The 26,143-nt window shown below is 73.5% G+C and carries 21 protein-coding genes and 3 pseudogenes; 15 read left to right on the top strand and 9 right to left on the bottom strand.

The window, feature by feature from the left end; translation table 11 throughout:
- Positions 1–56: 56 nt before the first annotated feature.
- The gene (locus G443_RS06365; RefSeq protein ID WP_026420415.1) at positions 57–1,592 is read right to left on the bottom strand and encodes a 3-hydroxyacyl-CoA dehydrogenase NAD-binding domain-containing protein; all 1,536 of its coding nucleotides are present in this window, start codon (positions 1,590–1,592) and stop codon (positions 57–59) included.
- 203 nt (positions 1,593–1,795) lie between these two features.
- Here G443_RS06365 and G443_RS06360 point away from each other — a divergent pair, with 203 nt between their 5' ends.
- The 10 genes from G443_RS06360 to G443_RS06315 all read left to right on the top strand — a co-directional run bounded on the left by G443_RS06360 (position 1,796) and on the right by G443_RS06315 (position 13,658).
- A complete protein-coding gene (locus G443_RS06360) occupies positions 1,796–2,113 on the top strand; it encodes a GNAT family N-acetyltransferase (protein WP_026420414.1) in 318 nt (105 codons plus the stop codon).
- On the top strand, positions 2,106–3,056 hold the full coding sequence (locus G443_RS06355) for a pirin family protein (RefSeq protein WP_026420413.1): 951 nt from the start codon (positions 2,106–2,108) through the stop codon (positions 3,054–3,056). Before G443_RS06360 ends, G443_RS06355 begins: the two co-directional genes overlap by 8 nt.
- Before the next feature lie 658 nt (positions 3,057–3,714).
- The gene (locus tag G443_RS06350; protein ID WP_026420412.1) at positions 3,715–3,915 is read left to right on the top strand and encodes a hypothetical protein; all 201 of its coding nucleotides are present in this window, start codon (positions 3,715–3,717) and stop codon (positions 3,913–3,915) included.
- A gap of 97 nt (positions 3,916–4,012) precedes the next feature.
- Positions 4,013–7,189, top strand: coding sequence for a lantibiotic dehydratase (locus tag G443_RS06345; protein WP_026420411.1), 3,177 nt, complete (start codon positions 4,013–4,015; stop codon positions 7,187–7,189).
- Positions 7,186–8,508 (top strand): lanthionine synthetase C family protein, encoded by a 1,323-nt coding sequence (locus G443_RS06340; RefSeq protein WP_051314334.1) that lies wholly within the window; start codon positions 7,186–7,188, stop codon positions 8,506–8,508. Before G443_RS06345 ends, G443_RS06340 begins: the two co-directional genes overlap by 4 nt.
- Positions 8,508–9,566 (top strand): thiopeptide-type bacteriocin biosynthesis protein, encoded by a 1,059-nt coding sequence (locus G443_RS06335; protein ID WP_051314333.1) that lies wholly within the window; start codon positions 8,508–8,510, stop codon positions 9,564–9,566. The genes G443_RS06340 and G443_RS06335 overlap by 1 nt, the downstream gene beginning before the upstream one ends.
- Complete coding sequence (locus G443_RS06330; protein ID WP_035293031.1) at positions 9,544–10,293, top strand: class I SAM-dependent methyltransferase; 750 nt, start codon at positions 9,544–9,546, stop codon at positions 10,291–10,293. The genes G443_RS06335 and G443_RS06330 overlap by 23 nt, the downstream gene beginning before the upstream one ends.
- An 807-nt stretch (positions 10,294–11,100) precedes the next feature.
- Complete coding sequence (locus G443_RS06325; RefSeq protein ID WP_155886266.1) at positions 11,101–11,808, top strand: DUF4097 family beta strand repeat-containing protein; 708 nt, start codon at positions 11,101–11,103, stop codon at positions 11,806–11,808.
- A 146-nt stretch (positions 11,809–11,954) separates the two neighbouring features.
- Positions 11,955–13,112, top strand: a complete 1,158-nt coding sequence (locus G443_RS06320; RefSeq protein WP_026420408.1) for an alkaline phosphatase family protein — start codon at positions 11,955–11,957, stop codon at positions 13,110–13,112.
- Between the two features lie 150 nt (positions 13,113–13,262).
- The gene (locus G443_RS06315; RefSeq protein WP_081715695.1) at positions 13,263–13,658 is read left to right on the top strand and encodes an NUDIX hydrolase; all 396 of its coding nucleotides are present in this window, start codon (positions 13,263–13,265) and stop codon (positions 13,656–13,658) included.
- 439 nt (positions 13,659–14,097) lie between these two features.
- Here the strand turns inward: G443_RS06315 and G443_RS06310 are convergent, their stop codons facing one another.
- From G443_RS06310 to G443_RS06300, 3 genes are all read right to left on the bottom strand, one after another.
- Positions 14,098–15,993 (bottom strand): hypothetical protein, encoded by a 1,896-nt coding sequence (locus G443_RS06310; protein ID WP_051314332.1) that lies wholly within the window; start codon positions 15,991–15,993, stop codon positions 14,098–14,100.
- Positions 15,978–16,781: an ABC transporter ATP-binding protein gene (locus G443_RS06305; RefSeq protein WP_051314331.1), complete on the bottom strand. Its 804-nt coding sequence runs from the start codon at positions 16,779–16,781 to the stop codon at positions 15,978–15,980. The genes G443_RS06310 and G443_RS06305 overlap by 16 nt, the downstream gene beginning before the upstream one ends.
- A 938-nt stretch (positions 16,782–17,719) precedes the next feature.
- A complete protein-coding gene (locus tag G443_RS06300; protein WP_026420405.1) occupies positions 17,720–18,715 on the bottom strand; it encodes an aldo/keto reductase in 996 nt (331 codons plus the stop codon).
- A gap of 123 nt (positions 18,716–18,838) precedes the next feature.
- Between G443_RS06300 and G443_RS06295 the strand changes: the two genes are divergently transcribed.
- Entirely contained in the window at positions 18,839–19,699 is an 861-nt protein-coding gene (locus tag G443_RS06295; protein WP_026420404.1) for a helix-turn-helix domain-containing protein, read from the top strand.
- Positions 19,700–20,246: 547 nt separating this feature from the next.
- Here the strand turns inward: G443_RS06295 and G443_RS25370 are convergent.
- The gene (locus tag G443_RS25370) at positions 20,247–20,513 is read right to left on the bottom strand and encodes a Rossmann-fold NAD(P)-binding domain-containing protein (RefSeq protein WP_308208837.1); all 267 of its coding nucleotides are present in this window, start codon (positions 20,511–20,513) and stop codon (positions 20,247–20,249) included.
- Between the two features lie 18 nt (positions 20,514–20,531).
- Positions 20,532–21,092, bottom strand: a complete 561-nt coding sequence (locus G443_RS06290; protein ID WP_308208836.1) for an SDR family oxidoreductase — start codon at positions 21,090–21,092, stop codon at positions 20,532–20,534.
- An 82-nt stretch (positions 21,093–21,174) separates the two neighbouring features.
- On the opposite strand from G443_RS06290, the pseudogene G443_RS06285 reads away from it, so the two are divergent.
- Positions 21,175–22,107, top strand: a pseudogene (locus G443_RS06285) (AraC family transcriptional regulator); the annotation flags it as partial.
- Between the two features lie 85 nt (positions 22,108–22,192).
- Here G443_RS06285 and G443_RS06280 read toward each other — a convergent pair.
- The 3 genes from G443_RS06280 to G443_RS06270 form a co-directional block, all read right to left on the bottom strand.
- Positions 22,193–23,317 (bottom strand): flavin-containing monooxygenase, encoded by a 1,125-nt coding sequence (locus tag G443_RS06280; protein WP_245588949.1) that lies wholly within the window; start codon positions 23,315–23,317, stop codon positions 22,193–22,195.
- The gene (locus G443_RS06275) at positions 23,314–24,042 is read right to left on the bottom strand and encodes an NAD(P)-binding protein (RefSeq protein WP_245588948.1); all 729 of its coding nucleotides are present in this window, start codon (positions 24,040–24,042) and stop codon (positions 23,314–23,316) included. Before G443_RS06275 ends, G443_RS06280 begins: the two co-directional genes overlap by 4 nt.
- 570 nt (positions 24,043–24,612) lie before the next feature.
- On the bottom strand, positions 24,613–24,996 hold the full coding sequence (locus G443_RS06270; RefSeq protein ID WP_026420403.1) for a winged helix-turn-helix transcriptional regulator: 384 nt from the start codon (positions 24,994–24,996) through the stop codon (positions 24,613–24,615).
- 101 nt (positions 24,997–25,097) lie between these two features.
- Here G443_RS06270 and G443_RS25760 point away from each other — a divergent pair.
- The 3 genes and pseudogenes from G443_RS25760 to G443_RS06260 all read left to right on the top strand — a co-directional run.
- Positions 25,098–25,184: pseudogene (locus G443_RS25760) on the top strand (NAD(P)-binding domain-containing protein); the annotation flags it as partial.
- Positions 25,185–25,300: 116 nt separating this feature from the next.
- Positions 25,301–25,345: pseudogene (locus tag G443_RS25755) on the top strand (hypothetical protein); the annotation flags it as partial.
- A gap of 185 nt (positions 25,346–25,530) precedes the next feature.
- Positions 25,531–25,752: a hypothetical protein gene (locus G443_RS06260; RefSeq protein ID WP_253860160.1), complete on the top strand. Its 222-nt coding sequence runs from the start codon at positions 25,531–25,533 to the stop codon at positions 25,750–25,752.
- Positions 25,753–26,143: the final 391 nt, after the last annotated feature.

Genomic DNA, 26,143 nt, shown 5'->3' with positions numbered 1-26,143 from the left:
ACCCACCCCAGGTCGACGCCTCCGTCCCACCGGCCCCAGCGAGGGGGCCCTCCGGGTCAGTCGTGGTGGCCGCTCGCGGGAGTCGTCAGCGGCAACCCCAACTGGGCGCGCTCGGTCACCCACCGGGTCGGCCGGTACCGGGGGTCGCCGGTGGTGACGAACAGGGCGGTCTGGAGGGCGAGGAGCCGGCGCGCGCCGATCCGGTCACCCCAGGACAGCGGGCCGTGCGGGTAGCCGAGCGCGAGGCTCACCGCGAGGTCCACGTCCTCCGGGCTGGCCAGGTCCCGCTCCGCGATGGAGGCGGCCACCCCGACGATCGAGGCCACCAGGCGCTGCGCCACCGAGCCGGCCGTGTCCCGCACCACCGACACCACCCGTTCCTCCGGGTCGCCTCCCGGACCGGCGAGGACCGCGCGGGCGTCGGCCACCACGGTGCCGTCCACGGCGGGAGTCGCGGCCAGCACGATCCGACCGCTGCCCGGAGCCAGCGACAGCGGGTCCACCCCGACGGTGCCGGCCGGGGGCAGCCGGTGCTCGGCGACGAGCGCGGCGACCGTCGTCCCCCACGTGGGCACGAGCACCGGGGTGCCCTCGGCCGCGACGGCCGGGTTGTCGACGAAACGCCCGCCCACCGCCACCAGCCGGTTCCGCAGGGCGGTGGCGTCCACCCCGGACCCCGCCACCCGGAACACCCGGCCCCGGTCCCCCACGACGGGTGGCTCCGCCGCCCGGGACGGGCCGGGGTCGCCGTAGGAGTAGAAGCCCTCGCCCGTCTTGCGGCCGTGCAGGCCGGCGGCCACCCGGTTCGGGGTCAGGAACGAGGGCCGCAACCGGTCCGAACAGCGGAAGCCCTGCCACACCGAGTCGATGACGGCGTCGGTGACGTCGAGCCCGGTGAGGTCCATCAACTCGAAGGGCCCCATCCGCAATCCGAGCACGTCCCTGGCGATGGCGTCCAGGGTGGGCACACCAGCGGTGGCCTCCTCCACCAGCGCCAACGCCTCCGTCACCAGCCCACGCCCGGCGTGGTTCACCAGGAAACCCGGGGTGTCGGCCACCACCACCGGCCGGTGCCCGCAGCCCCGCACGAACTCCGCGAGCAGCCCCGGGATCTCCGGTCGGGTCCTGGCGCCCGGCACGACCTCCACCAACCGCATCAGCGGAACCGGGTTGAAGAAGTGCAGGCCGGCCAGCCGGGACGGGTCGGCCAGGGACGCCGCGATCCTGGTGATCGGGATCGACGAGGTGTTGCTGGTGAACACCGTGTGCGCGGGCAGCACCTCCGCCAGCCGGGTGAACACCTCCACCTTGGTGGCCAGGTCCTCCCGCACCGCCTCCACCACCAGGTCCACCTCAGGCCCGGGCTCCCACGGCGAGTCGAGGGGCACCAGCAGCGCCCCCGCCGCCGCGCCCTGTTCGGCGCTCAACCGGCCCCGCTCGACCGCGCGGCCGAGCATCGACCGCGTGAACTCGACGGCCTCCCCCACGGCCGCCGGTCTCGCGTCGGCGAGCTCGACCGTGTGACCGGCCGTGGCCGCCCACTGGGCGATGCCCCGCCCCATCACCCCGGCACCGACGACCCTGACCCGCATCCGCGCCTCCCGTGCTGTTCCGTGTCCCCGCCCCGCGCCGACCGGCACCCGCCGGGCCGGGGCGAGGCGAGCACCACCGCGATCACGGTCAGCCTAGGCAGCAGGGCAAGGCTGGTCGGTCGTCACCGGCCCCGCCCGGTTGGCAGAATGCGGGGGCGTCCCCGTCATCTGCTGCGGGGAGCCGGTGATCAGGAGGGCACGCGATGGTCGAGGAAGCCAGGGTGGTCCGCGACGAGGGGCGCTCCCGGTACGAGGTGTGGGTCGGTGACACCCGGGCCGGGTTCGCCGACTTCCAGGAGGTCGGGAACTCCACGATCCTCACCCACACCGAGGTGTCCAACGACTTCGCGGGGCAGGGCCTGGGCACCCGGCTCGCCACCGGAGCCCTCGACGACGTCGTCGCGCGCGGCCACAAGATCGTCCCGGTGTGCTCCTTCATCGCCGATTTCGTCGCCAGGAACCCCCGCTTCGCCCCGCACGTCCGGCAGCCCCGCCCGCAGGGCGGTGGCGGCGATGAGTGACCTGTCCACCCAGCCCGCCGAGACCCGCTGCGGCTCAGCGACGACCAGCCGCCCGGTCCGCGAGCTCCACCCGGCCCGCGAGGTGCCCCTCGGCGGGATCCGGGGGGTGCGGGTGGACCGCGTGCTCCCCCAACGCACCCTGCCCACCGTGGGTGCCTGGTGCTTCCTCGACCAGTTCGGCCCCCAACGCATCCCGATGACCGTCCTACCCCACCCGCACATCGGCCTCCAGACGGTGACGTGGCCGATCAGCGGCGAGATCCGGCACCGCGACAGCGTCGGCAGCGACGTGCTCGTCCGACCCGGGCAGCTGAACCTCATGACGGCGGGCCGAGGCGTCTCCCACTCCGAGGTCTCCCCCGAGGGCGGGGAGGCCCTGCACGGCCTGCAACTCTGGGTGGCGCTGCCCGCCGACCGCGCCCGGATCGACCCCGGGTTCGAACAGCACCTCGACCTGCCCCGCCACGAGACCGGCCCGCTGCGGGCCACCGTCCTCATGGGTGACCTCGCTGGGGTCCGCTCCCCGGCGACGACGCACAGCCCCCTCCTCGGAGCGGAGCTGTCCCTCGCGCCCGGCCGGGCCGAACTGCCGGTGCGCGAGGACTTCGAACACGCCGTGTTGGTCGTGTCCGGCGAGGTGGAGGTGGACGGGGTCCGCGTCACCCCCGGTCCGCTGCTCTACCTCGGCACCGGACGGAGCGGGCTGGAGTTCCGAGGCGCGGCGGAGGGCACGAGACTCCTGCTGCTCGGTGGGGAGCCGTTCCCGGACGACCTGGTCATGTGGTGGAACTTCGTCGGTCGCGACCACGCCGAGATCGAGGCCGCCCGAGCCGACTGGGAGGACCACCACGGCAGGTTCGGTGTCGTGGCCGGCCACGGCACCGACCGCATCCCCGCGCCGGAGCTGCCCGGCGTCCGCCTGCGCCCCCGCCGCCGGAGCTGAACCGCTCCTCAGCCTCCCGCCGCGCGCGCCGTTCCCACCGTGCGCGGCGACACCCGGGAGCACGAACGCCAGCCCCCGGTCGACGCCCCGACATCGAGGCGGCGTCGGGGCGCGGGTGTGGGCCAGCCGGCGCGCCCGCCCCGTGCCACCGAAGATCGCATCGCCCGCGGCTGATCCGACCGCCCGCGCCGCTACCTCCGACCCGAGCCGAGGGAACCCCGGAGGCGGTACGCGAGGCCACCTCCCGCGTGCTCGCCGGGCGAGTCGGGCACTCCCGGATCCCTCGCTCCCGCGAGCGGGATCCCGGTGGGCCGCCACCGACATCTCGGCCGGTGAATCGCGTGTACCGACTCGTCCCGCCGCGCTCAAGTCGTGGTTAAGGAGAACTAAACCCGGACGCGGAAACGGATTCCGTGATCCCGAGCGCCCTTTACGGCTTCAAAGGGGGCTGTTAATGTCCGGCAGGGAATCAAGCCGATGGTGTGGGAATATCACGTACGTGCGGTGCGTCATCCCGGTCCGGTGGAGAAATCCTCCGGCCGGCGTTCGACCCGCCCGGTTCCGGTGGTTGCTCGTGTGCTGTTCGGATCCTTCTCGCGTGCGCGGTCCTTCCCCGCCGCCGACGGTGTTTCGACCGTCCGGATATCAAGGAGGCAACGTGACCACAGCGACCGCCGCCATGGAGACCGAAGCGGAACCCGGCCTCGCGGATCTGGATCTCGACATCCAGCTCGAGGTGACCGGAGGTGCTGACGCGACGTTCCGCCCCGAGATGTTCACGTTCGTGACCTGCGAGACGACGGGCACGTCCGGAACGTCCTGCAATCTGACGAACGGCTGCAACCCGCCCTGTTGCTGACGACGGGAGCGGTAGGAATTTCCTAGGAAGGTCAGAATCCGGCTGCCACCGGACTTGTCCGGTGGCAGCCCGATCTTCTCCGAGAAGGTTGCCCTCCATGACACGAGATCGCTGGTTCGAGGCCGCTGGCCCGATTTTCCTCCGTGCCGCATCCCTCCCTGGTGGTACGTTCGACAAAACCATCGCGAGCCTTGTCGACGTCGCGGCGAGCACGGATGCGGACCTGGTCGAATACATCACCGAGCTGGCCGCCAACGACGTCCTTCGGGAGGCCGTGGCCGTCTCCAGCGGTCACCTTTCGGAGGAAGTGGACAGAATTCTGGACGGCGGTTCGGTGAGCCGCAAGAAGTTGGTGCGGGTGGCGGTCGCCATGACCCGGTACGCGCGCCGCATCACGGGGCGGCCCACCCCGTTCGGGCTCCTCGCGAGCGTCTCGGTCCTGGGAGGCCCGGCGACGGACCGGGCCGGCTCCCACTCCTCCGCTCCGACGAAGACCGCACGCCCCGACGCGCGGTGGTTCGACGCGGCCTCGGCCACCTGGCGCGCCGATCCCGAGGTCCGCGCGTCCCTCCAGGTCGTGCTCAACAACCTCTGCGTCCAGCGGGGTGACAGGCTCGTCCTGCCCCACGTCCCGGTCCGGGCCGAGGGCACGGAGAAGCTGGGCAGCACGGAGGAGCTGCCGAGGGAGTTGACCATGCGGTTGACCCCGGTGTTGTCCTGGGTCCGGCGGAACACCGACCGCCCCCGGTCCTACTCCTCCCTCCTGGGCGAGATGGCCCGGGAGTTCCCCCGCCTCGGCCAGGACCGGCTGGACGCCTTCCTCGCCACCCTCGTCGCACACGAGGTCCTGCTCACCGAGTTCTCCACGACCAGGTTGGACGACGACCACCTGGCCACCCTGGAGGACCTGCTGCCCGCCGGGACGCGGGCCCGGCACGACATCCGCGTCGTGCGCGAGGCACTGTCCGACTACCGCGCCACGGCTCCCGGGCAGGGCGGTGACACGTGGCGATCCCTGCTCGACACTGTCACCGGCGTGACACCCTCCCGCTCGGCGGCCCCGCACGTCGACCTGTACCGGGACAGCGCCCTGCGCCTGCCCGCTCCCGTGCTCGACGAGGTCGAACGCTGCGCCTCCGCGCTGTGGTCCATGTCGGCGCCGAGCGACGCCTTCGCGCACATGCGGGGGTACCGGAAGGCGTTCACGGACCGCTACGGGCAGCACGGCGCCGTCCGGCTCACGGAGCTGGTCGACCCGCACCGAGGCCTGGGTTACCCGACCGGCTACCTCTACCCGCGCACGAGCACCACGCTCCCCACCGGGAAGCGACCCGCGAACGAGCGGGACACCGAGCGCCGCGAGGTCCTGGGCGAGTTCCTGCACCGGGGGCTGAACGACGCCACCAGGGAACTCGTCCTCTCCGACGACGACGTCCGCCGCCTGACGGTGGACGACGACGTCCCACCGCCACGGTCCCTGGACAACTGCTTCCAGGTCCTGGCCCCGGACGAGGAGCGGCTCGCCGCCGGGGACTTCACCCTGCACCTGGCCCCCGCCATCGGTTCCTACACGGCGGGGGCGATGAACGGCCGCTTCGCCGGGGCGACCGGCACGGCGGCCGACCTGGGCCGGCTGATGAGTGACCCCGACGGCGGGTTGCCCGCGCAGGTCGTGTTCCTCCCGGTGCTGCCCCGGGCGCTGAACGTGATGCACGTCCCTGACCTGCTGCCCCACACGATTCCCGTCGGCACCTTCGTCGACCCCGCCGCCGAGGGCGTCATCGACTGGCGCGAACTCGTCGTGGCCGCCGACAGCGACCAGCTGCGCCTGCACTGGGAGCGGACGGGCCAGGAGGTCCACCCCGTGGTTCCCCACGTCGTGAGCCTGAGCACCACCGCCCCCAACCTGGCCCGGCTCCTGGCCGAACTCCCCTTCTGCGGCGAGGGCAGGGTCTGGCAACCGTGGGACTGGGGTCCCTTCTCGACGTTGCCGTGCCTGCCCCGCGTCCGGCTCGGCCGGGTCGTCGTCTCCCCCCTGACCTGGCGGCCGAGCACCCGGATGCGGCACGGCGCGTCACGCGCCACCGGGTGGACCGAGGCGGTCACCCGGTGGCGGGACGACCTGCGGATCCCCGACCGCGTCCACATCGGCCGGCGGGACCAGGTCTACGAGCTCGACCTGTCCAGCCCCTTCCAACGGGAGATCCTGCGGCGGGAGATCACGAGGGGCGAGGTGACCGTCACCGAACCCCCGAGGGAGGCGGCGGACGGCAACGGTCTGCTGGGCGGCCACAACAACGAGGTGGTCGTCTCCCTGCGGCGCCTCGCTCAGCCGAACACCCGAGACCCCCACCCGGACCTGGACCCGCGACGGCTGGCCAACACCGAGGACCGCGTCACCCACCACCCCGGCGGGGAATGGGCGTTCGTCGAGATCCAGGCGGTCCCCGAGGTGCACGAGGAACTGATCACCCGGCACCTCCCCCGGCTGGTCGCCGACGTCGAGAACCACCTCGACCGCTGGTTCTTCATGCGGTACCGCGAGACGTGGGACCACATCAGGCTCCGCCTGCACGGCCCGGACGACACGCTCGCCCCCGAGGTGTGGGCCCGGCTCCTGCGGTTCGGCGCGGAGTCGCGGGAATCCGGCCTGATCAGGGACCTCAGGATCCGCTCGTACGAGCCGGAGGCCGCCCGGTACGGGGGCGCGGCCGGGCTGCGCGCCGCCGAGGAGTGGTTCTGGGCGGACAGCGTCCTGGCCACCGGCCTGCTGGCCGCCCACGGGCAGAAGGGGGAGACCCCGGACAGGAGCCACCTGCTGCTGGCCGGGTACGTCCACCTGCTCACCGCACTGGGCAGCTGGGACTGGCTCGACTGGGTGGACGCGCTGCCCACACCGGAGGGGGCGGCACCACCCCGGCGGGAGATCGAGGCCGCTCTCCAACTGCTGGACCCCGACCGGGCCCGGGCCCTCATCACCGGCTCGCTGCCCCCCGACCGCCACTGGGCCCTCCACACCAGCGGTGCGGCCGTACGGCGGCTGGGGGAGATCCTCCTGCCCGGCATCGGGAACGAGGACGGACGCGGCTGGCAGGACATGGCGGTGGGGAGCCTGCTGCACATGCACCACAACCGCCTGTACGGCATCGACCCGGCGACGGAGGGGGCGAGCGTGCGCCTCCTGGGCCACGCCGCCCGGGCCCGCCGAGGCCAGCTCCGGCACCGCGCGCGGACGCGGACCCGGACGTCCGCCGAGGGGAGGGACGTCGGATGACGCACACCGTGACCTCCTCGCACTCCCCACCCGTCCCTCGACTCGCCCGCCAGGCGTCCGCGCTCGCGGAGCGCATCGCGGACGTGCTGCGGGACGCGGGGAACCTGGAGGTGGAAGCCGAGGACGGAAGCAGGGAACCCTGGCAGACCCTGTCGCTGGCCAGCGGCTATGCCGGCATCTCCGTCCTGTTCAGCGACCGCGTGTCGAGGGATCCGGCGGAGCGGCTGGTCGCCCACCGCTACCTGGGCATGGCCAGCGCGGGCCTGGCCGGCCGCCAGGACCTGGCCCACGGGCTGCACTACGAGGTCGCCGGCCTGGGCTTCGCACTGGACCTCGCGCGGCGGGCCGGCGGCGGCTACGAGACATCCCTGGTGACGATCGACGCCCTGGTGATCGAACGCGCTCGCCGGCTCCGCCACCTGGTGCGGACGACACCGCTCGACACCATGGCGCGGTTCGACGTCCTCGACGGCCTGACGGGCTTCGCCCGGTACCTGCTGCTGCGCGGCGGGGGCACCGCCCCGGAGGTCGAGGAACTCCTGATCTCACTCGTCTCGATGGTCAACCCCGTCGAGCACGCCGGTCGCCACGTCCCGCGCTACTGGTCGACGGTGCCCCCCAACTGGCGCCCCGAGACGGGGGAGTCCCTGCGCAGGCACGGTCACCTCAACCTGGGGCTGGCCCACGGCATCGCCGGCCCGCTGGCCGTGCTGGCGACCGCGCACGCCGACGGCGTCGTCGTCCCCGGCCAGGCCGAGGCCATGAGCGCCCTGGTCACCCTGCTGGGCACCTTCCAGCGAGCCGACCGGTACGGGCCGTACTGGCCGGACGTCGTCTCACTGGAGGAGTTCGACGCCGGACGCTCCGACGCGGCGCGCGGCCGGGTCTCGTGGTGCTACGGCGCCCCGGGGGTCTCCCGAGCCGTGCAGCTCGCCGGGCGGGCCCTGGGCCGGCCGGACTGGCTGCTGCTGGCCCAGGAATCCGTGGCCTCGGTCGTCCGGATTCCCCTCGACGCCTGGCGCATCGACCACTGGTCCCTGTGCCACGGCTGGGCGGGTGCGCTGCACCTGCTCGGCTACTTCACCGACGGACCGGACGGGCACCTCGTCCGCCAGTGCAGGGACCGGGTCGTCGAACGCATCGTCCGCGCCGTCGACGGCGATCGGTTACCGACCTTCGCCGTCGGGCACGACCACATCGGGCCCGGGCGGGAACCCGCCGGGTTCCTCGGCGGCGCGGCGGGTCTCGCCCTCGCCCTGGACGACTACGCCGCGCCAGGGCGAGCACTGCCCTGGCCCAGCGCCCTGGCGGTGATGTGATGGACACCCACAGTTCCCCGGAGGCCCGGTCCGCCGAGGGCACGGGACACCCATCGGGGCACGCCGTGCGCGTCGGCGGCAGGACGTGGACGGTCCCCGACTTCCTACGGGCCCTCGCCGCCCAGCTCGACGACACCCCGCCCCACTCGGTTCCCTTCACCTCCGCCGACCTCCCCGCGCTCGACGCCTTCCTCGGAGCCGGGTTGCCGGCACTGCGGGCGCACGACGAACACCACACGTGGCTCGAGTACCGCCTGCGCCCACCGTCCCGCCCCCGGCACGAGCTGTACGGGGAGCTCCACACGCTGGTGCGCGAGCTCCTGGACGAGGGGCTCCTCACGCACTTCTACTTCGTGCACAAGGCGCAGGGCATCCGGGTGCGCTTCCACGTGCCCCCGGCGCACCACGCGGCGACGGCCGGGAAGCTGGAGGAGGTGTGGCGCGGTTGGGAGCGGACCGGCCTGATCAGCGGCCTCCGGCACGCGGTGTACGAACCGGAGCAGCACCTGTTCGGCGGACCGGCCGCGATGCGGTGGGTGCACGGCGTCTTCACCGCCGACTCGTTGTTCTGGCTGGGGCACCTCCGCCACGAGGAGCCACCAGTCCCCCTGTGGCGCGTCTCGCTGTCGATGATCCGGACACTGCTCGCCGAGCTGGGCATCACCGAGTTCGAGGACCGTGACGTGTGGGACAGGTTGCGGTGGCAGGCGGGCCGGACGTTCGGCTCGGAGGAACCGGCCGGCTGGGCGAGGACGTCGGCCAGGATCAACCAGGTGTGGAACGCTTCCGACTTCCTGAACTCCCCGCGTTCCTGGCCCCAGGTCGGCGAGGACCTCACCCGTTTCCGGGACGCGGTGGGCCGGGTGTGCGCGGCCTGGCGAGCGGAGCACCTCGAGCGTCCCGGCGCCCTCGTCGGACCTCGGGAGGCGGCCGCCTTCCTCGTCGTCTTCCACTGGAACCGGGCCCGGATGCCCCGGGACTGGCAGGTCGGCATCACCGAAGCACTCGCCCAGGGCCCATCCGAGGAGGTCGTGCGTGCCACGAGAACCACAGGCTGACCCCGTGGTGGGTGACGCCTTCGGCGCCATGGTCCGCGACTGCTGGAACGGGGGCGGCGGCGCCGGGGAGGTCACGGAGCTGCTGGAACGGGACGACGGGCAGTGGTACCGCTCGCCGGCGGCCGCCTACTTCGATCCCCTGGACGCGTGGCAGGACGTCGACCGGGAACTGGTGCGGGCCGTGCGCGGCTCGGTGCTGGACGTCGGCTGCGGCGCTGGTCGGGTGCTGTCCGTCCTCCGTGGCCGGGGGCATCGCGTCCTGGGTGTCGACGCCTCGGCCGGGGCGGTCCAGGTCTGCGCCGAGCGCGGCCTGGACGCCGTGGTCGGACGGCTCTCCGACCTCGGCCACCTCACCGGGGGCTTCGATTCGATCATCCTGACCGGGAACGGCCTGGGGCTCCTCGAAAGCCGGGACCGGGCACCGACGCTGCTCACGGAGCTGGCGAGGGTGGCCAACCCTGGGGCGGTCATCCTGGGGACGAGCTTCGACCCCGCACGACTGTCCTCTCCCGCCGAACTCGCCTACCAGGAGGAGAACCTCCGGCACGGGCGGCTGCCCGGCCAGTGGCGGCTCCGGGTGCGCTACGCCGACCTCGCCTCCGAGTGGTTCGACTACGTCTTCCTCGCTCCGGACGACCTGCGGACCCTCACCACGGGCACACCCTGGACCCTGGAGGACGTCTGGGCGGGCGAGTTCCACCACCTGGCGCGGCTGCGCCTGCGGTGAGGGCGAGGCGACCGACGGGCACCGCGAGCGCGACGTCGCGGTCCGGGCCGAGTCGCCCCGCAACCCGGCACACCCGCGCGACCCGGAGCGGCCGTTCGGGCGAGTCGTCCACCCGCAGCCGACCCGCCGGCCCGCGACGGCAGGGCACGTGCCCGCACCGGTCCCCAGCACAGGGCACCGCCCGGGCTCCACATCAGGCAGGGGTGGTCGGCCGGGTCCTCTGGCCCGGCCGGGTGGAAGGGAGGACCCGGCGCGCCGAGGTCGGGATCGACGGCACCCCGAGACGCGGTGAGCGGGCTACCTCCGACCCACGCGACCCGGTGCGCACCGCCGGGCGAGCCGCCCGCCCGGCAACGTGACCACCGGGGCGGCGTGACCACCGCCGACAGCCACTCCCCACGAGCCGAGGCCGGTCGAACTCCCCGTGGGAGGCCGGAGTGGTCCGTGGGACGGAGTGCCATCACCCTTCCAGCCGTACAGCTGGCTCCACCCGAGAACGGCAGCTGGCACCCCTGACCTCCCGCACCCGATCTGGTTGGCTCGACGGCGACGGACACCCGCGCCCCGACGCCCGCCCTCCGGCGCCGGCGATCAACCGCGCCCGCCTCGGACGGCGCCGTCCGCCCACGCACCAAGGCGCCACGGAACCGGCTGGTGGACGTCCACCCCCGCACGCGGCGAGGAGCCGTGTCCCACGCGCACCGCACGACCACCGCCCCACGCGGCCGAGGCCGCCGACGACAAGGACGACGACCACCGATGACCAGCACCACCAGAAGTTCCCGGACCCGGCCCACGATCGCCCTGGTGGTATCGAGCCTTCTCCTGGCCGCCTGCGGCACCGACACGCCCCCGCGCTCCGACGAACGCGACTTCCCCCTGGAAGCCCCCCGGCTCACCATCGACACCGGCAACTTCGACCTCCGCGTCGTCCCGGGCTCCGACGGCACCGTCACCGTGCGCAGGACGCTGACCGGCATGGCGGCCGAGGACGGCAACGCCACCTGGGCACTCGAGGGCGAGGACCTGATCCTCCACGCCCGGTGCGAGGGGTTCAGCCCGGGCTGCGGCGCGAGTTTCGAGGTCGCCGTGCCCCCGGACACGACGCTCACCCTGCGCGCGGAAGCCGGGCACATCGGCGCGACCGACATCCCGAACGACCTGGAGATCCACAACACCAACGGCACCGTCGACCTCGCCCACGTCGCGGGCGAGGTCGACGTCACCGGTGTCGCCGGCGCGATCACCGGGACCCGCCTGCGCTCCCCGGCGGTGCGCGTCCACAGCGAGAACGGCAGCGTCCGCCTGGGCTTCACCTCCGCGCCCGACACCGTGGACGCCGTGTCCCGCCACTCGTCGGTGACCGTGACGCTGCCCCCGGACGAGACCTACGCGATCAACGCGACCAGTGAGCACGACCGCGCGGACGTCGAGCTGCCGAACGACCCGACCAGCCCCCGCGACATCCGCGCCGCCAACGTCAACGGTGGGGCGGTGCTCGTCCGGGCAGGCTGACGGGGCAGCCCGGTCACCCGGTCCGCCCGGGCCAGCCCGAGGACCGGGCCTCGGCAGCCAGCCCGACGCGCGGGCGGAAGAGCGGAGGGACATCCCCGCCAACGAGGACCGCCCCGCCCCGTCACAGGGGCACTAGGGTCGGTCGCATGGAACCCCTGGTACCCGGGTATCGAGCTGGTTCACTCGCCGACGTCGTCCCGTCGCTGCTGGCCGGACTGGGCCTCCCCGGGACCTCGAACGTCCTCGGCCTGCCCGAGGCGACGAAGATCTGCCTCCTGCTCGTCGACGGACTGGGCTGGGAACTCCTGCGCGCCCACCCCACCGAAGCGCCGTTCCTGACCTCCCTGACCACCGGTCGCGCCCCGTTGGCCGCAGGCTTCCCCGCGACCACGGCCACCAGCATCGCCACCATCGGAACCGGCGTGCCACCAGGGGAGCACGGAATCGTGGGGTACTCCCTCGCCGTGGGTCGGGACGACCTCGTCCTCAACGCGTTGGGCTGGCACCGGCATGGCGACGGCCGCCCGGTGGACCTCCGCTCCCAGGTCGTCCCCGAGGAGTTCCAGCCCCGTCGGACGGTGTGGGAACGCGCGGAGGAGGCCGGCGTCGCGGTGCACATGGTCGCGCCCCGCGACCAGGACGGCAGCGGGCTGACCCGCGCGGTCCTGCGCGGCGGGCGCTTCCACGGCACCCACGCCCTCGGCGACCTGACGAGCGGTGCGGTGGCGGCGCTCCAGGCGGGGGACCGGGTGCTCTGCTACGCCTACCACGGTGACCTCGACGCCCTCGGTCACCTCCACGGGCCGGGCAGCGATCCCTGGCGCCACCAGCTCGCGCACGTCGACCAGCTCGCCGCCGCCGTCGCCGGGCGGCTCCCCGCCGACGGCATGCTGGTGGTCACGGCCGACCACGGAATGGTCTCGATCGGCGAGGACGACCGCGTGGACCTCGACACCGAGGCACCGTTGCGGGAGGGCGTCCGCATGATCGGGGGCGAGGCGCGGGTGCGCCACCTCCACACTGAACCGGGCGCCACCGCCGACGTGCTGGCCGCGTGGCGGGAACGGCTCGGCGACCGGGCGTGGATCGTGCGTCGGGACCAGGCCGTCGAGGCCGGCTGGTTCGGTCCCGTCGTCGCCGACCACCTCCGCCCCCGCATCGGGGACCTCGTCGTCGCCGCGCGCGGAACCCTGGGGCTGACGCGGTCACGGGCCGAGTCGCGGCTCAGCGGCTTCGTCGGACAACACGGCTCGCTGACCGCCGAGGAACAACTCGTCCCCCTGCTGGCCTTCCTGAACCCCTGACCCCCGACCCGTCCATCGGACCAGCACCACGGCCTGGTGCCGCACCGCCCGCCCCCGAATCCGGGACCACCGTGCGGCGGCCACCACGGCGCCGGGGATGCTGGGGCAGCGCCGTCGGTGACGGCGCCGGAGGCGAGGAGGAGTGGGCTGGTGGTCATCGACAAGGTGGCGTGGCTGGAGATCGTGGACGGCGCGGTGCTGTGCGCCCGGTCCCGGGGCAAGGAGCTGTTCTACCTGCCGGGCGGCAAGCGGGACCCCGGGGAGACCGATGTCCAGACCCTCGTGCGGGAGGTCGACGAGGAACTCGGCGTCGAGGTGCTGGCTGACTCGGCGGAACACGTGGCCACCGTCGAGGCCAGTGCCGACGGGAAGGCCGAGGGCGTGCTCGTCCGGATGGCCTGCTATCGCGCGGAGCACCGGGGCACCCCGGAACCCCGCGCCGAGATCGAGGAACTGGCCTGGTTGACCTCGGCGGACCGGGATCGGCTGTCCGAGGCTGGCCGCGCCGTGTTCGACGACCTGCGGGAGCGTGGCCTGCTCAGCTGACCCCTCCGCGTGGGGGTTGGCCGTCCGGCCGAGTGGCGCCGGGGCCGGCCCGGCTCCCGCTCGGAACCCGGCGGTGCACCTCGCCCCGCCCCCGGGGCGGTCGCCCCTCAGCGGTGGCCCCGGGACGGCCGCCGGACCCCGGCGGACGGGCCCGCCTCCGCGAGGCGCGGCGATCCTGGCGTGGGCAGTGGCGGTGGGTTGATCAGATCGCCGCGGCTCCGCTGGAGGACCTGCCCCTGACCGGCCCCGACCTGTTCCTCCGGACCGTGCCGCTCGGCGTGCCGCCGGACGAGCGGGACCGGCGCGCCTCCTCGAACCGCGCGGCGAGGATGTCGCCGCTCCGGGCGAGGACGTCACGAGGACCAGTGGGAACGCGCGGCGACGGAGGGCCCGGTCGAGAACTGGCTTACCGGCTGCTGGGTGAGGGGCCGGGTCCGGGTCAGGCGGCCACGGCGGCCGCCGATGTCGTCGCCGGTTCCCGCCGCAGCCTGCGCAGTCTCAGCAGGGTGCGGGCGCCGGTCGCGTAGACGAGCACGCTCAGCCCGACCAGCAGGATGGCGACCGGAACGGGCAGCGGCTCGGGCAGGCGCGTCGCGAACGTCCACAGGGTCCGCGACGCGTCGCCCCCGACGATCAGGATCAACGAGATGACGCCGGAGGCCATCGGTATCCACCCGGCGCCGAGGCACAGCCCGATCGTGACGCGCATCCCGTTCGCGCCCGGCGGCTCGACCAGGACGACCGTGGGCTCCCCCGGCTTCGCGCGGAGGTTCGGGTTCCCGCCCCGCAGTTTCTCCAGCAGCTCGGGGCCGTTCGTCTCGAGCCTGCGGTAGGTCAGCCGCCCGAACAGCCACAGGGCCAACCCGCCGATGAGCAGGCCGAGAGGCACACCCGACCACCGCAGCAGCGGGTCGTCGCGCAACGTCCCCAGGAGCACGACGCCGGCGACCGGCAGGGCGGCCGCGACCGAGGCGCCGATCATGATCCAGACCAGCCCGGTGATGTTGCCGCTGTCGGTGGCGGGGTTCGCGCTGCGGCGGTGGGCGTCGGGCATCCGGATGGGCACCATGACCGACAGCAGCGCCAACAGCCCGGCGCCGGTCCCGATGGAGCTGGCGAGGAAGCCGAGCGCCCATGGCCACAGCCAGCCCTGCCCGTCGACCAGGATCCCGATCACGGTCAGCGCCAGGGCGACCGGCACGGTGACCAGCAGCCACGCCAGCTGGCGCCCCCGCACGTCCACCCGCTCGACGCCCGGGTTCATCAGCGTCAGCCACAGCGCGCTGCCGTCGGCGCTGTACAGGTTCGCCGACGACGCGGCGGCGATGATCACCAGCGCGACACCGGCCCAGGGCAGGTAGGCCGTGACGCCCGCCAACAGTGGCAGCGCGGAGTACGTGATGGCGAACCACAGGGCGAAGAACCAGAAGTACGTGCGCAGCATGTCCCGGGGCCACGTCCGCAGCTCCTTGCCGATGACGGCGCCGAGCCTGGTCGACGGCAACCGGCCGACCAGGGTCCGGGAGGACACCTTCGGGCGAACCGCCGGCGTGCCGAGCGCGCCCGTCACCCGGCGGTGCAGCAGCCTCGACCACAACGCCAGCAGGCCGAGGACGAGTGCGACGAGTGCGACGAGCAGTCCGCCGGCCACCAGCCAGTCGGAACGTCCCGCGGCCTCGACGGCCGCGACTCCCCAGCCGGAGGGCAGCACCCGCAGGGTGATCGGCAACCAGGCCGGCCAGTCCCCGCGCAGCATCTCTGACTGGCCGAGCACGACCAGCAGGACGCCGATGTTCGAGGCGCACGCCACGATCACCGCCCACGGCACGGCGACCAACGCGGCGCCGACCCGGGAGCGCATCGTCTCGCCGACCAGCGCGATCGTGATCCGGGAGAGGAGCACCAGCGTCGCGAGCGTCGCGGGCACGGCCACCAACGCGACCAGCGTCGGCCCGATTCCGAGCCGGACGGCGAACACGACGAGGGCGAGGAACGCGAGCAGCGTGACCGCCGGTCCGATACCGAACAACGACATGCCGAACAGGCCGTTGGCCATCGTCCGCGACGACATCGGGACGCGGGTGAGGTGCTCGGGGCGCAGGTCGTTCCTCTCACCGCCGGCGAACAGCGGGCCGAGGACCCACCCGAGCGTCCACCCGGCGAACACCACCGCGAGCACGTCGGCCGAGATGGCCGCGTCGTTCACCGCCACGACGATCGTGCCCGCCGCGGTCAGCACGCCGAGCACGGCCCCCAGGGCCATCTCCGCCGCGTGCCCTCCGGTCATCGAGTTCCGGAGCATCGCGAGCTTCATCCGGATCAGGACCCCAACCACGAGAGCCCCTTCTCGCCCGGGGTCGACGCGCCGACGAGGCGGACGAAGGTGTCCTCGAGGCTGGCGCCGCCGCGCACCTCGTCGAGGGTGCCCTCGGCGACCGTTCTGCCCGAGGCGATCACCGCCACCTGGTCGCAGAGCATCTCGACGAGCAGCATGGAGTGGCTGGAGACCACCACGGAGCCGCCCCGGCTGACGAACTGCTGGAGGATCGATTTGATCGTCATCGACGAGACCGGGTCCACGGCCTCGAACGGTTCGTCCAGGACCAGCAGGCGGGGACCGTGCAGCAGTGCGGTGGCCAGGCCGATCTTCTTGCGCATGCCGGCGGAGTAGTTGCCGACCAGCGTCCGCTCGGCGCCGTCCAGCTCCATCACCGTCAGCAGCTCGTCGGCGCGCTCGGCGACCGCGCCGGCCTCGAGGCCGTGCAGCAGTCCCAGGTAGGTGAGCAACTCCCGACCGGTCAGTCGCTCGGGCATCGCCAGGCCGTCCGGTAACACGCCGAGCATCGCCTTGGCACGCACCGGGTCGGCCCAGACATCGACGCCGAACACCCGTGCCGTCCCGGCGTCGGGGCGCAGGAGCCCGACCGCCATGGACAGGGAGGTGGTCTTGCCCGCTCCGTTGGGGCCGACCAGACCGAAGAAGGAGCCACTCGGCACCGTCAGGTCCACCCGCGTCACGGCGTCGACGTCCCCGAACGCCTTTCGCAGGCCCCGAACCTCCAACGCGGGTAATCGCCCTCCGACCACCGGCGGTGCGGAATTCTCGCTGCGCTCGTGGGTCATCTGGCCACCAAAGGGGTCGTGGCGGTCAATTCCTGGAAATCCGGCGTCAAATCGGGCTGGGCGCGATTGGAGCGCGTCCATCCTAGCGGACCGGGATTCCGCTCAGTTGGCGGTCGAATGCCCCTGATTCCAGGGGAGGAGCAGGGGGTGGTCCGCCGCGCCGGACAGGCCGGGCACCCTCGGGGCCGGACGGGAAGGGCACCGGCCGCGTGGCCGACGAACGGTGGTCCCGACAGCCTGGACGGGAGCGAACACCGCCTGCCACGCTGTCGATTCCCCTCCTCGGGGGGCGGGACCCAGGACGCCTACCGCGACGGGCCCCTGGCCGACCCGCGTCACCGAGCCCGCCTCGGTGCCCGCGCTGTCCGGTTGTCGGAAAAGCGGCGATGGCGTTTCAGCACATGGTCGGTTCCGCCGCCTTCGCGGAACGGGGAATCGCGGAATGCGGAATCAGTTGGTACGGCATCACCGGTGAGGTAATCCGGTTCGACGAATGTGGTCCTGTCCTGGTGCGCCGCGCTCGGCCCCGGGGGGCGAAGGTGTTCTCCCCCCGGGACGCCCCACGGTTCGACGCGCCGTTCCTCGGGCGTTCATCGGGACAGGCGGCCGACTGGCGTTCACCGTCGAGGGCCTTTCCCGTGTCCGAGCGTCCCGAGCGTCCCGAGCCCCGGGTCCGGACGAGGACCAGGACCAGAAGTTCCGGCCACATCCCTCGGGCGGAGGCGTACTCCGGTGAGGCCACGAGGCTTCACCGACACCGCGTGGTGCGTGACCGCCCCACGGACCGGGTCGGACCGGCCGTGAGCGGCGGAGCTCCGCCACTCACGGCCGGACGGAGGAGGAGCCGGTCGCGACTCACCGGGTGGCGCGTCCGGCGTTCGGGACACCACCCACGGGAGGCGGCCCCGCCCACGGCCACGACGTGCGGTCCTCGGAGTTCAGTTGCCGACGCCGAGGCCGGACATCATCGGGGTCGGGTACCGGTCCCCTCGGGCGGCTCCCGGTGGCACGGCCTCCTCGATCGCGGCGAGGTCCTCCGGGGTGAGATCGATGTCGAAGGCGGGCAGCGCCTCGCCCAGCCGCCCCCGGGTACGGGCACCGACGAGCGGCACGATGTCCGAGCCCTGGGCCGCCACCCAGGCGATGGCCAGTTGCGCGACGGTGCGGCCCTTGGCCTCGGCGACCCGGCGGAGCGCCTCGGCGAGGGCGAGGTTGTGCTCCACGTGTTCCGCCGAGAACCGGGGGAGGAGTGCCCGCATGTCACCGGGTGCGGTGACCGGCGCGGCCGCCCAGTGCCCCGAGAGCAGCCCTCGGCTCAACACCCCGTAGGGCGTCATCCCGATGCCGAGCTCACGCAACGTCGGCAGCACCTCCGCCTCGACCGCGCGGGAGACCAGTGAGTACTCGATCTGCAGGTCGGCGATCGGGTGGACCGCGTGTGCCCGGCGGATCGTGGCCGCGTCGACCTCCGAGAGCCCGATGTGCCGCACGTACCCGGCGTCGACCATGTCCTTGATCGCGCCCACCGTCTCCTCGATAGGGACGGTGGGGTCGAGGCGGGCGGGGCGGTAGATGTCGACGTACTCGGTGCCCAGCCGGGTCAAGGAGTAGGCCAGGAAGTTCTTCACGGACTCGGGCCGGCAGTCCACACCGGTGAACGACATGCCGGGGCCGCTCAACCCCCCGAACTTCACGCTGAGCTGGTAGCCGTCCCGGTCCCGGCCGCGCAGGGCCTCGGCGAGGAGCAGTTCGTTGTGCCCCATCGCGTAGAAGTCACCGGTGTCGATCAGCGTGGTACCCGCCTCCAGGGCGGCGCGCACGGTGGCGATGGCCTCCGACCGGTCGGTGGCCCCGTAGGCACCTGACAGGCCCATCGCGCCCAGCCCCATGGCCGAGACGGTGGGGCCGGTGGTGCCCAGCGTTCGTGTCCGCATCACGATCTCCTTCGTCGTCGTTCTCCCCAGCCTGCGGGCCGGTCCGGGCGGAGGGGAGAGGAGCGTCGATCGTGGGAGTGGCGCTCCCTGGATGGGGGAGGCGGCTCGGGGCAGCATGGACCCATGGACCGCGAGGAACTGGCCGACTTCCTGCGCCGCCGCCGGGCGGCGATCCGCCCCGCCGAGGTGGGCATCGTCGAGGGCGGCCGCCGGCGGACCAGCGGCCTGCGGCGGGAGGAGGTCGCCCTGCTCGCCGGCATGTCAGTGGACTACGTCGTGCGCCTGGAGCAGGGCCGCAGCAGCCAACCCTCGGTCCAGCTCCTGGGGGCGCTGTCCCGGGCGTTGCGGCTGTCCAACGACGAACGGGCCTACCTGTTCCACCTGGCCGGCCACCGCCCCCCTCCGGCGGAGGAGGTGGCGCGGCTGGCCAGGGCCGGGCTGGTGCGCATGCTCGACCTGGTGGGGGAGACCGCGGCACTGGTCGCCTCCGACCTGGGGGAGGTGCTGGCCCAGAACCGCGCCTCGGTGCACCTGCACGGGGACCTCACCGGCTTCACCGGTGACCGGCGCTACCTCGTCCACCGCTGGTTCACCGACCCCGGTACCCGCGACCAGTACCCGCCCGAGGAACGGGAGCACCAGGCCCGCCAGCTCGTGGCCGACCTCCGCGCGACCGCCGGCCGGCGGACCGGTGACCCCGTGGTCACCGGGCTCGTCCACCGGTTGCGGGCGGCGAGTGAGGACTTCCGCCGGCGCTGGGCGGAACATGCCGTGGCCGTCCGGCGCGCCGACCGCAAGACCCTGCTCCACCCCCGGGTCGGCCGCCTGGTGATGGACTGCGAAACCCTGGTCACCCCGGACCAGGAGCAACTCCTGCTCGTCCTCACCCCGGCTGACGCCGACACCCGCAGACGGCTGGAACTGCTCCAGGTCATCGGCGCCGAGGAGTTCCCCACCGGGACCACGGCCGATTCGACCCGGTGACACCCCGTCCCCGCCCGGGGTCGCCGGACGGCTCGGCGACGGCGGTCGTCGTCGCCGGGCGTGGCCAGGAATCGGGCGGGCGCGGCCACCCGCGCGCTCCGGCGAGCCCCGCCCGGGCGACCCGACCTCGCGGAGCGGCACTGGCGGCGCCGGGCTGGTGGTGTTCCAGCACCCGCGCCACGCTGACCCACCACGGGGCCCTCGACCAGCAGGACACCGCCGTCGCGAGGTGATCGGGTCGCGACCGACGAGTTCCACCGGCGCGGGCGAGCACAGCAGGTGGTCCTCTGCCCCGGCTCGGCCTCGGCTCCGCCCCGGGGAGCAGGACGGGCCATCGCGGTCCGGCAGCGCCGCAATCGGCCAGTCGCCGGCGCGGGGGACGCGGCCCCGCCTGGCCCACACCCTCGGTGCGGAACACCCCACGGCTCCGCACCGAATCTCCGAGCCCCGTGCCGGCCTCACCGCCGGCCGCACCCGACCGGCTCCACCCGGGTAAGCGGCCGACCCCGGCGCCACGGGTGTGCGCGGGCAGCGGCGTTCCCGCTCCTCAGCCGTCCCAGGAGCCCGCCCGTGCCGCGTCCCGGACGAACTCCGTGAAGTCCCGGGGCGGCCGGCCCAGTGCCCGCCGGACCCCGTCGGAGACGTGGTCGTCCATGCCCCGGGGCAGCGTGGTCAGCACGTCGCCGAAACCCTCGGCGTCCCCGGACGACCACCCCTGGGTGACGAGTTCCGCCACGAACTCCACGACCGGCAGCGGCACGTAGCGCACCGCGCGGTCGGTCGCCGTCGAGATCAGGTCGACGGCGTCGCCCACGGTCAGCGCGGCGGGACCCTACAGCTCGTAGGTCTCGCCGACGTGCCCGTCCTCGGTGAGAGCCGCCACCGCGACCGCCGCGATGTCCTCGGCGTCGACGAAGGTGGCGGAGCCGTCCCCGGTCGGCAACCGCATTTCCCCGGCGAGCACGGCCTCCCGGAAGAACCCCTCGCTGAAGTCCTGCGCGAACCAGCCGGGGCGCAGGATTGTCCACTCCAGACCGCTGTCCCGGACCGCGCGCTCCCCGTGAATGTGGGTGTCGCCCCCGCCGTTCCCGTCCCCGAGGTACCCCGGGACGTCCACCCCCCTCCCGGACAGCAGGACGACGCGCCGGACACCGAGCGCGGCGGCCCGCTCCACGAACGCCCGCGTCAGCGCGGCGCCGTCCAACGGGACGAGGTAGACCGCAGCCGCCCCGGTCAGCGCCGGGTCCCAGGTGTCCTGGTCCCACCAGTCGAAGCGCACGGGACCGGAACGGGCGGCCAGCCGCACGGGCACACCAGCATTTCCCAGCAGGCGCGCCACCCGGCGGCCGGTCCTGCCAGTGGCACCGGTGACGAGAATCGGATCAACGCGCATGACCTCCAGTCAACCCCCCGCGATCGAGATGGAGATCGGTCACGAAGCTCGAACCGATGCCTGAGCGTCTACTCTGGTGCGGGTGGACATCCTCGCGGAACTGCTGTCCTCGGTGCGGGCGCACGGTGCCCTGCTGGCCCGCGCGGTGCTGGACCCGCCGTGGTCGGTGCGTTTCGACACCGAGGCTCCGCTGTCCCTGGTGACCCTGCTGGACGGGTCGGGGTGGATCACCCCGGTCGGCGGGGCACCGATCCCGCTGGCGCCGGGCGACATCGCCGTCCTCACCGGCCCCGCCTCGTACACCGTGTCCGACCCACCGGACACCCCACCGCGCCTGGTGGTGGTCGGCGACGTCGAATGCCGGTGGGCGGATGGCACCCCGTTCGACACCGACGCCCCGGCCGCCACCCGAACCTGCTCGGTCGACCCCGGCGGCTCCACCCAGCTGCTCACCGGGGTCTACGACGGGCGCACCGGGGTCAGCGACCGACTGCTGCGCGCGCTGCCCCCCGTGCTCGTCACCCGCGACGAGGACCGCCACTGCCCGGTGCTCGACCTGGTCTCCGAGGAGATCGTCACTACCCTGCCCGGGCACCAGGTGGTGCTCGACCGCCTCCTGGACCTGCTGCTCGTCTCGACGCTCCGCGCCTGGTTCGACTCCCACCCCGACCAGGCCCCGCACTGGTACCGGGCGGCCGCCGACCCCGTGGTCGGCCGCGCGCTGCGGCTGCTGCACGAGAACCCGGCTGCCCCGTGGACGGTCGCCACGCTCGCCCACGCCTGCGGCCTCTCCCGGGCCGCGTTCGCCCGCCGGTTCACCGCCGGCGTGGGAGAACCACCGATGAGGTACCTCGCGGAGTGGCGGGTGTGCCTGGCGGCGGACCTGCTGCGGGAGACGGAGTCGACGGTGGCGACCATCGCCCGCCGGGTCGGCTACGCGGACGCCTTCGCGCTCAGCGTCGCGTTCACCAGGCTCCGCGGGTGCAGCCCCACCGCCTACCGCCGCGCGGTGGCCACCGCCTCCCCGCCGGTGCCGGCGGGCGCACCGGTCGGGTCGCCACCAGGAGGCGGGGAGGGCCTCGCCTCTCCCGTCGGCACCGTCAGTCGTGGCGAGGCACGGGTACCGCGCGGACCGGGGCCCGGAGCACGTCGGTCATCCCGCCCGTGAACCGCCACCGCCGCATCACCCCGTGGAACTGGACGGCGTGCCCGCCGTAGGTGTCGGGGCGGTCGACGGGCCGGCCCTCCCCGTTGTAGGAACCGGGGGTGCAGGCCAGCAGGTACTCCTGGTCCATCGAACCGGAACGGCGCACCTCCTCCACCCAGGCCACCTCCGCCTCCGCCGTGGGTTCGACGTACCACGCCCCGCTCCGCTCGGCGGCGTCGATCACGGCGGCCAGGTGCCGGGCCTGCTCGTCCAGGCTGTGCGAGAAGTTGATCGACATGCCGTTCTGGGAGGGGCCGAGGAGGAAGCAGTTCGGGAAGCCGTGGCTGTAGAGGCCGTGCAGGGTGCGCACACCGTTCCGCCAGTGCTCGGACAAGCGCACGCCGTGCCGACCTCGGATCCAACCGCCGAAACCCGGTTCGTAGGGCGTGCCCTCGCTGAACCCGGTCGCCAGCACGACGCAGTCCACGGCGTACTCGACGCCGCCGCTGACGAGGCCGTGCTCCGTCGCCCGTTCCACGCCCCGCCCCCGGGTGTCCACCAGGGTGACCGTCGGACGGTTGAAGGTGGCCAGGTAGTCATCGCTGAAACCGGGTCGCTTGCAGAACTGCCGGTACCAGGGTTTCAGGGCCTCGGCCGTCTCCGGGTCGCGGACACAGCGTTCCACCCGGGACCGGAGGTGGTTCATCCGCCGGAAGTCCTCCAGTTCCATGCGCTCCGCCGCGTCCCCCTCGGGTTCCGAGCCGTGGGGGGCCAACCCGGGGAGGGGCACCCGCAACGACCGGAACAGCTCCGTCCACCCATCGGCCACCAGGTCCTCGTCCTGGTCCACGCCGCACACCACGGCGGTGAAGTTCTCCTGCCGGCGACGCTGCCAACCGAGGGCCAGCGCGCCCGCCCACTCCGGGGAGGTGGGACGGTTCCCCCGGCTGTCGACCGCCGCCGGCGTCCGCTGGAACACGTACAGGTGACCGGCGTCCCGCCCCAACGGGGGGATGCACTGGATGCCGGTGGCACCCGTTCCCACCACCGCGACCCGCTTGTCAGCCAGCCGGGTCATCGCCGTGGACGGCCCGCCGCGGTGTAGGCGTAGTCCCACCGGGCGGTGTGGAACACCCGACCCCGGAACGTGGACAGGCCCGGGATCGAGGGGAGCCGGAGCTCGCGGAACGGTCCGGTCGCCACCGCCACGTACCGGGCCCGAACCACGTCGTCCCGGTCGGTCAGCACCGTCCACCGCCGTTCCTCCTCGTCCCAGCGCAGCTCCGTGACCTCCGTCTGGAAGCAGGCGTCGCGGTACAGGTCGAACCGCCGACCGATCGCCCGGGCGTGCTCGAGGATCTCCTCGCCACCGCAGTACTTCTCGCTGGGCAACCGGCCGGTCTCCTCCAACAACGGGAGGTAGACGTAGGACTCGACGTCGCACTGCGCTCCCGGGTACCGGTTCCAGTACCAGGTCCCCCCGAAGTCGGCGGCGCGGTCGACGATCCGGATGCGCCGCGCACCGCGTTCCCGGAGGCGGGCGGCGAGGAGCAGACCGCCGAACCCACCGCCCACGATCAGGGTGTCGACCTCGTCCCGCAGCGGCGGCCGGTGGAACGCCGGATCGGCGTGCGGGTCGGCGGCGTGGTGCCCGAGGGGACCTGTCGGTGAGACGTACGTTCTGCCGGCGGCGCGCAGTCGGCGGTCGCGCTCGACGCGATAACGTTCCCGGAGCCGGGCGGGATCCGTTTCCGTCGCGCGCTTTTCGCTGCTCCCCGTGGGGGAGGATGTTGGTCCGGTCATCGTTCAACCCGTCCTCGTCGTGAACCGGGCACGGAAATCCGACGTCGACGAACGAGGAATGTCGGTGTGCCCTGGTGTTCCCCTGGCGCGGACGGCTGTTGACGGTGACACCCGAACACCCGCGTGCGGGCCGTCCCCGCAAGGGGACGGGAACGGCGGATCGCCCATTGATGACCTGGTCGGAGCGGGTGTAGGCCGTCCGGTCCCACCGAGGCTAGCCGGGTAGGCGCTCCCCGGTCCCGGTGGCGCTCGCCCCGAGGGCGAGCGGTGGTCCCCCATTCCGGAGGTGCCGGTTCCGCCGGAATATTTCCGGTACCGCCGGTGAGCGGGACAAACGGGGTGCGGGGCGCCGACAATGGTGTGGAGGAACCGTGGGCCCGTTCCGTGCGGCCCCACTGCTCTCGACCGGAAATCGAGTTCGGCGTGGGGCTGGTGTGGTTTCCCTTTCACGGTGGGAACGGCGGAATTCCAGGACCGCCGCTCGACCCCGGACCACCCACCGCCGGGCGGGCGTGCGTTCGACCGAGCTCGTCACCGACCACGGTGCCTCACGCGGTCCTGCCCGAAGGCTCAGGGGAGGTCGACGCGGTCGGCGTGCTCCTCGGCGGCGAGGAGTTCGTCCCCGTGCTCGTCGATCCACCGCGCCAGCGCCCTCAGCGGACCGCGCACCAGGCTTTCCCCGAGCGCGGTCAACCGGTACTCGACGTGTGGCGGCGCCGCCGGGAGGGAACGGCGTCCGACCAGTCCCTGGCGGACGAGCCTGCGCAGCGACTCGGTCAGCACCTTGTCGCTCAGCCCGCCGATCGCCCACCGCAGGTCCCGCCGCCGCTGGGCGCCCTCACCCAGCGCGACCAGCACCACCGGGTCCCAGCGGTGGGTGAACAGGTCGGTGGCGGCCCGAACCCGGCAGTCGGCCTTCAGCTCGACGCAGTGCGACTGGTCCGCGCGTGTCATCGGACCATTCTCGCCCCTGGTCTCCTACCGATCGGTGCGCGTCGCGATCCCTACCGTCCATCCCGTACTACCGAGGACACGGCGGAGATCGGAGTGGAGCGATGAGGATCGGGATCCTGGGCACCGGCACGATGGCGTCGGCGCTGGGCGCGGGTTGGGTGCGGGCCGGGCACGAGGTCGTGGTCGGAGGGAGGTCGAGGGACAGGGCTCGGCGGCTCGCCCACGGCCTCGGCGGCTCGCCCACGGCCTCGGCGGGACGGCACGGGCGGCCAGTCAGCGCGAGGCGGTCACCGGGCAGGAAGTCGTGCTGCTCGCGGTGCCCTGGGCCGGTGCGGCCGACGTGGTGCGCGAGGTGGGCGGGCCGACCGGAACACTGGCGGGAACGACGGTGATCGACCCGACCAATCCGGTCGACTTCACCACCGGGGCCCTGCTCGTCGAGCCGGGCGAGTCGGGAGCCGGCCGGCTGGCGGCACTTGCCCCGGGGCGCGGTTGGTCAAGGCGTTCCACCTGTTCCCGGCCTCGCGGTGGCCAGTGGCGCGCGACGGCGGCGCGGCGCCAGCGGTCGCGATGTGCGGCGACGACCCGGTCGCGGTGGAGCGCGTCGCCTCCCTCGTGCGTGACCTGGGTGGGGTGCTCGCCGCGCTGGGACGGCTCGACCGGGCCAGGCAGCTGGAGGAGATCGCCGGTTTCGCCACCAGCCTGGCGCTCTCCGGAACCGACCCCCGTTCGGCGTTGCCGAGCCTGCCAGCCTGACGACGGACGAGACGGGGAACCCATCTCGGGCCTCCCACCCCGGACGACCCCTGGGACGCGCCGGGCCGCACGTGGTGGCTTGCCCCGGGGGCGGGCCCGTCGACGAGCGCCCCCGCCGAGCCCGGGCGGGGGCGGCTCCGCCGGACCGGGCACCGTGCCCCACCGGGGACGATCACCGGAGCAGCGGCCCGCTCCACGGCCGAACACCACGGGGCCCGTCGAGGTGCCCGAGACCCCTGCCGACGCCCCTCCCGCCCGGAAACCGACGCTCAGCGGCTCGACCCACCCGGAGGTGCCACGGCCCGAGCCCCGGGCGAGGCCCAGCGCCTGCCGCGCGCGACGCACCTGCCCTTCGCGGCGTCGCCTCCCCCGGACCGGCGACGACCATCGC

The sequence above is a fragment of the Actinoalloteichus caeruleus DSM 43889 genome, from assembly GCF_000429185.2.
GTDB classification, from domain to species: domain Bacteria; phylum Actinomycetota; class Actinomycetes; order Mycobacteriales; family Pseudonocardiaceae; genus Actinoalloteichus_B; species Actinoalloteichus_B caeruleus.
The sequence above is the reverse complement of the archived record's forward strand: the minus strand, read 5'-3'. Positions and strand labels throughout refer to the sequence as shown.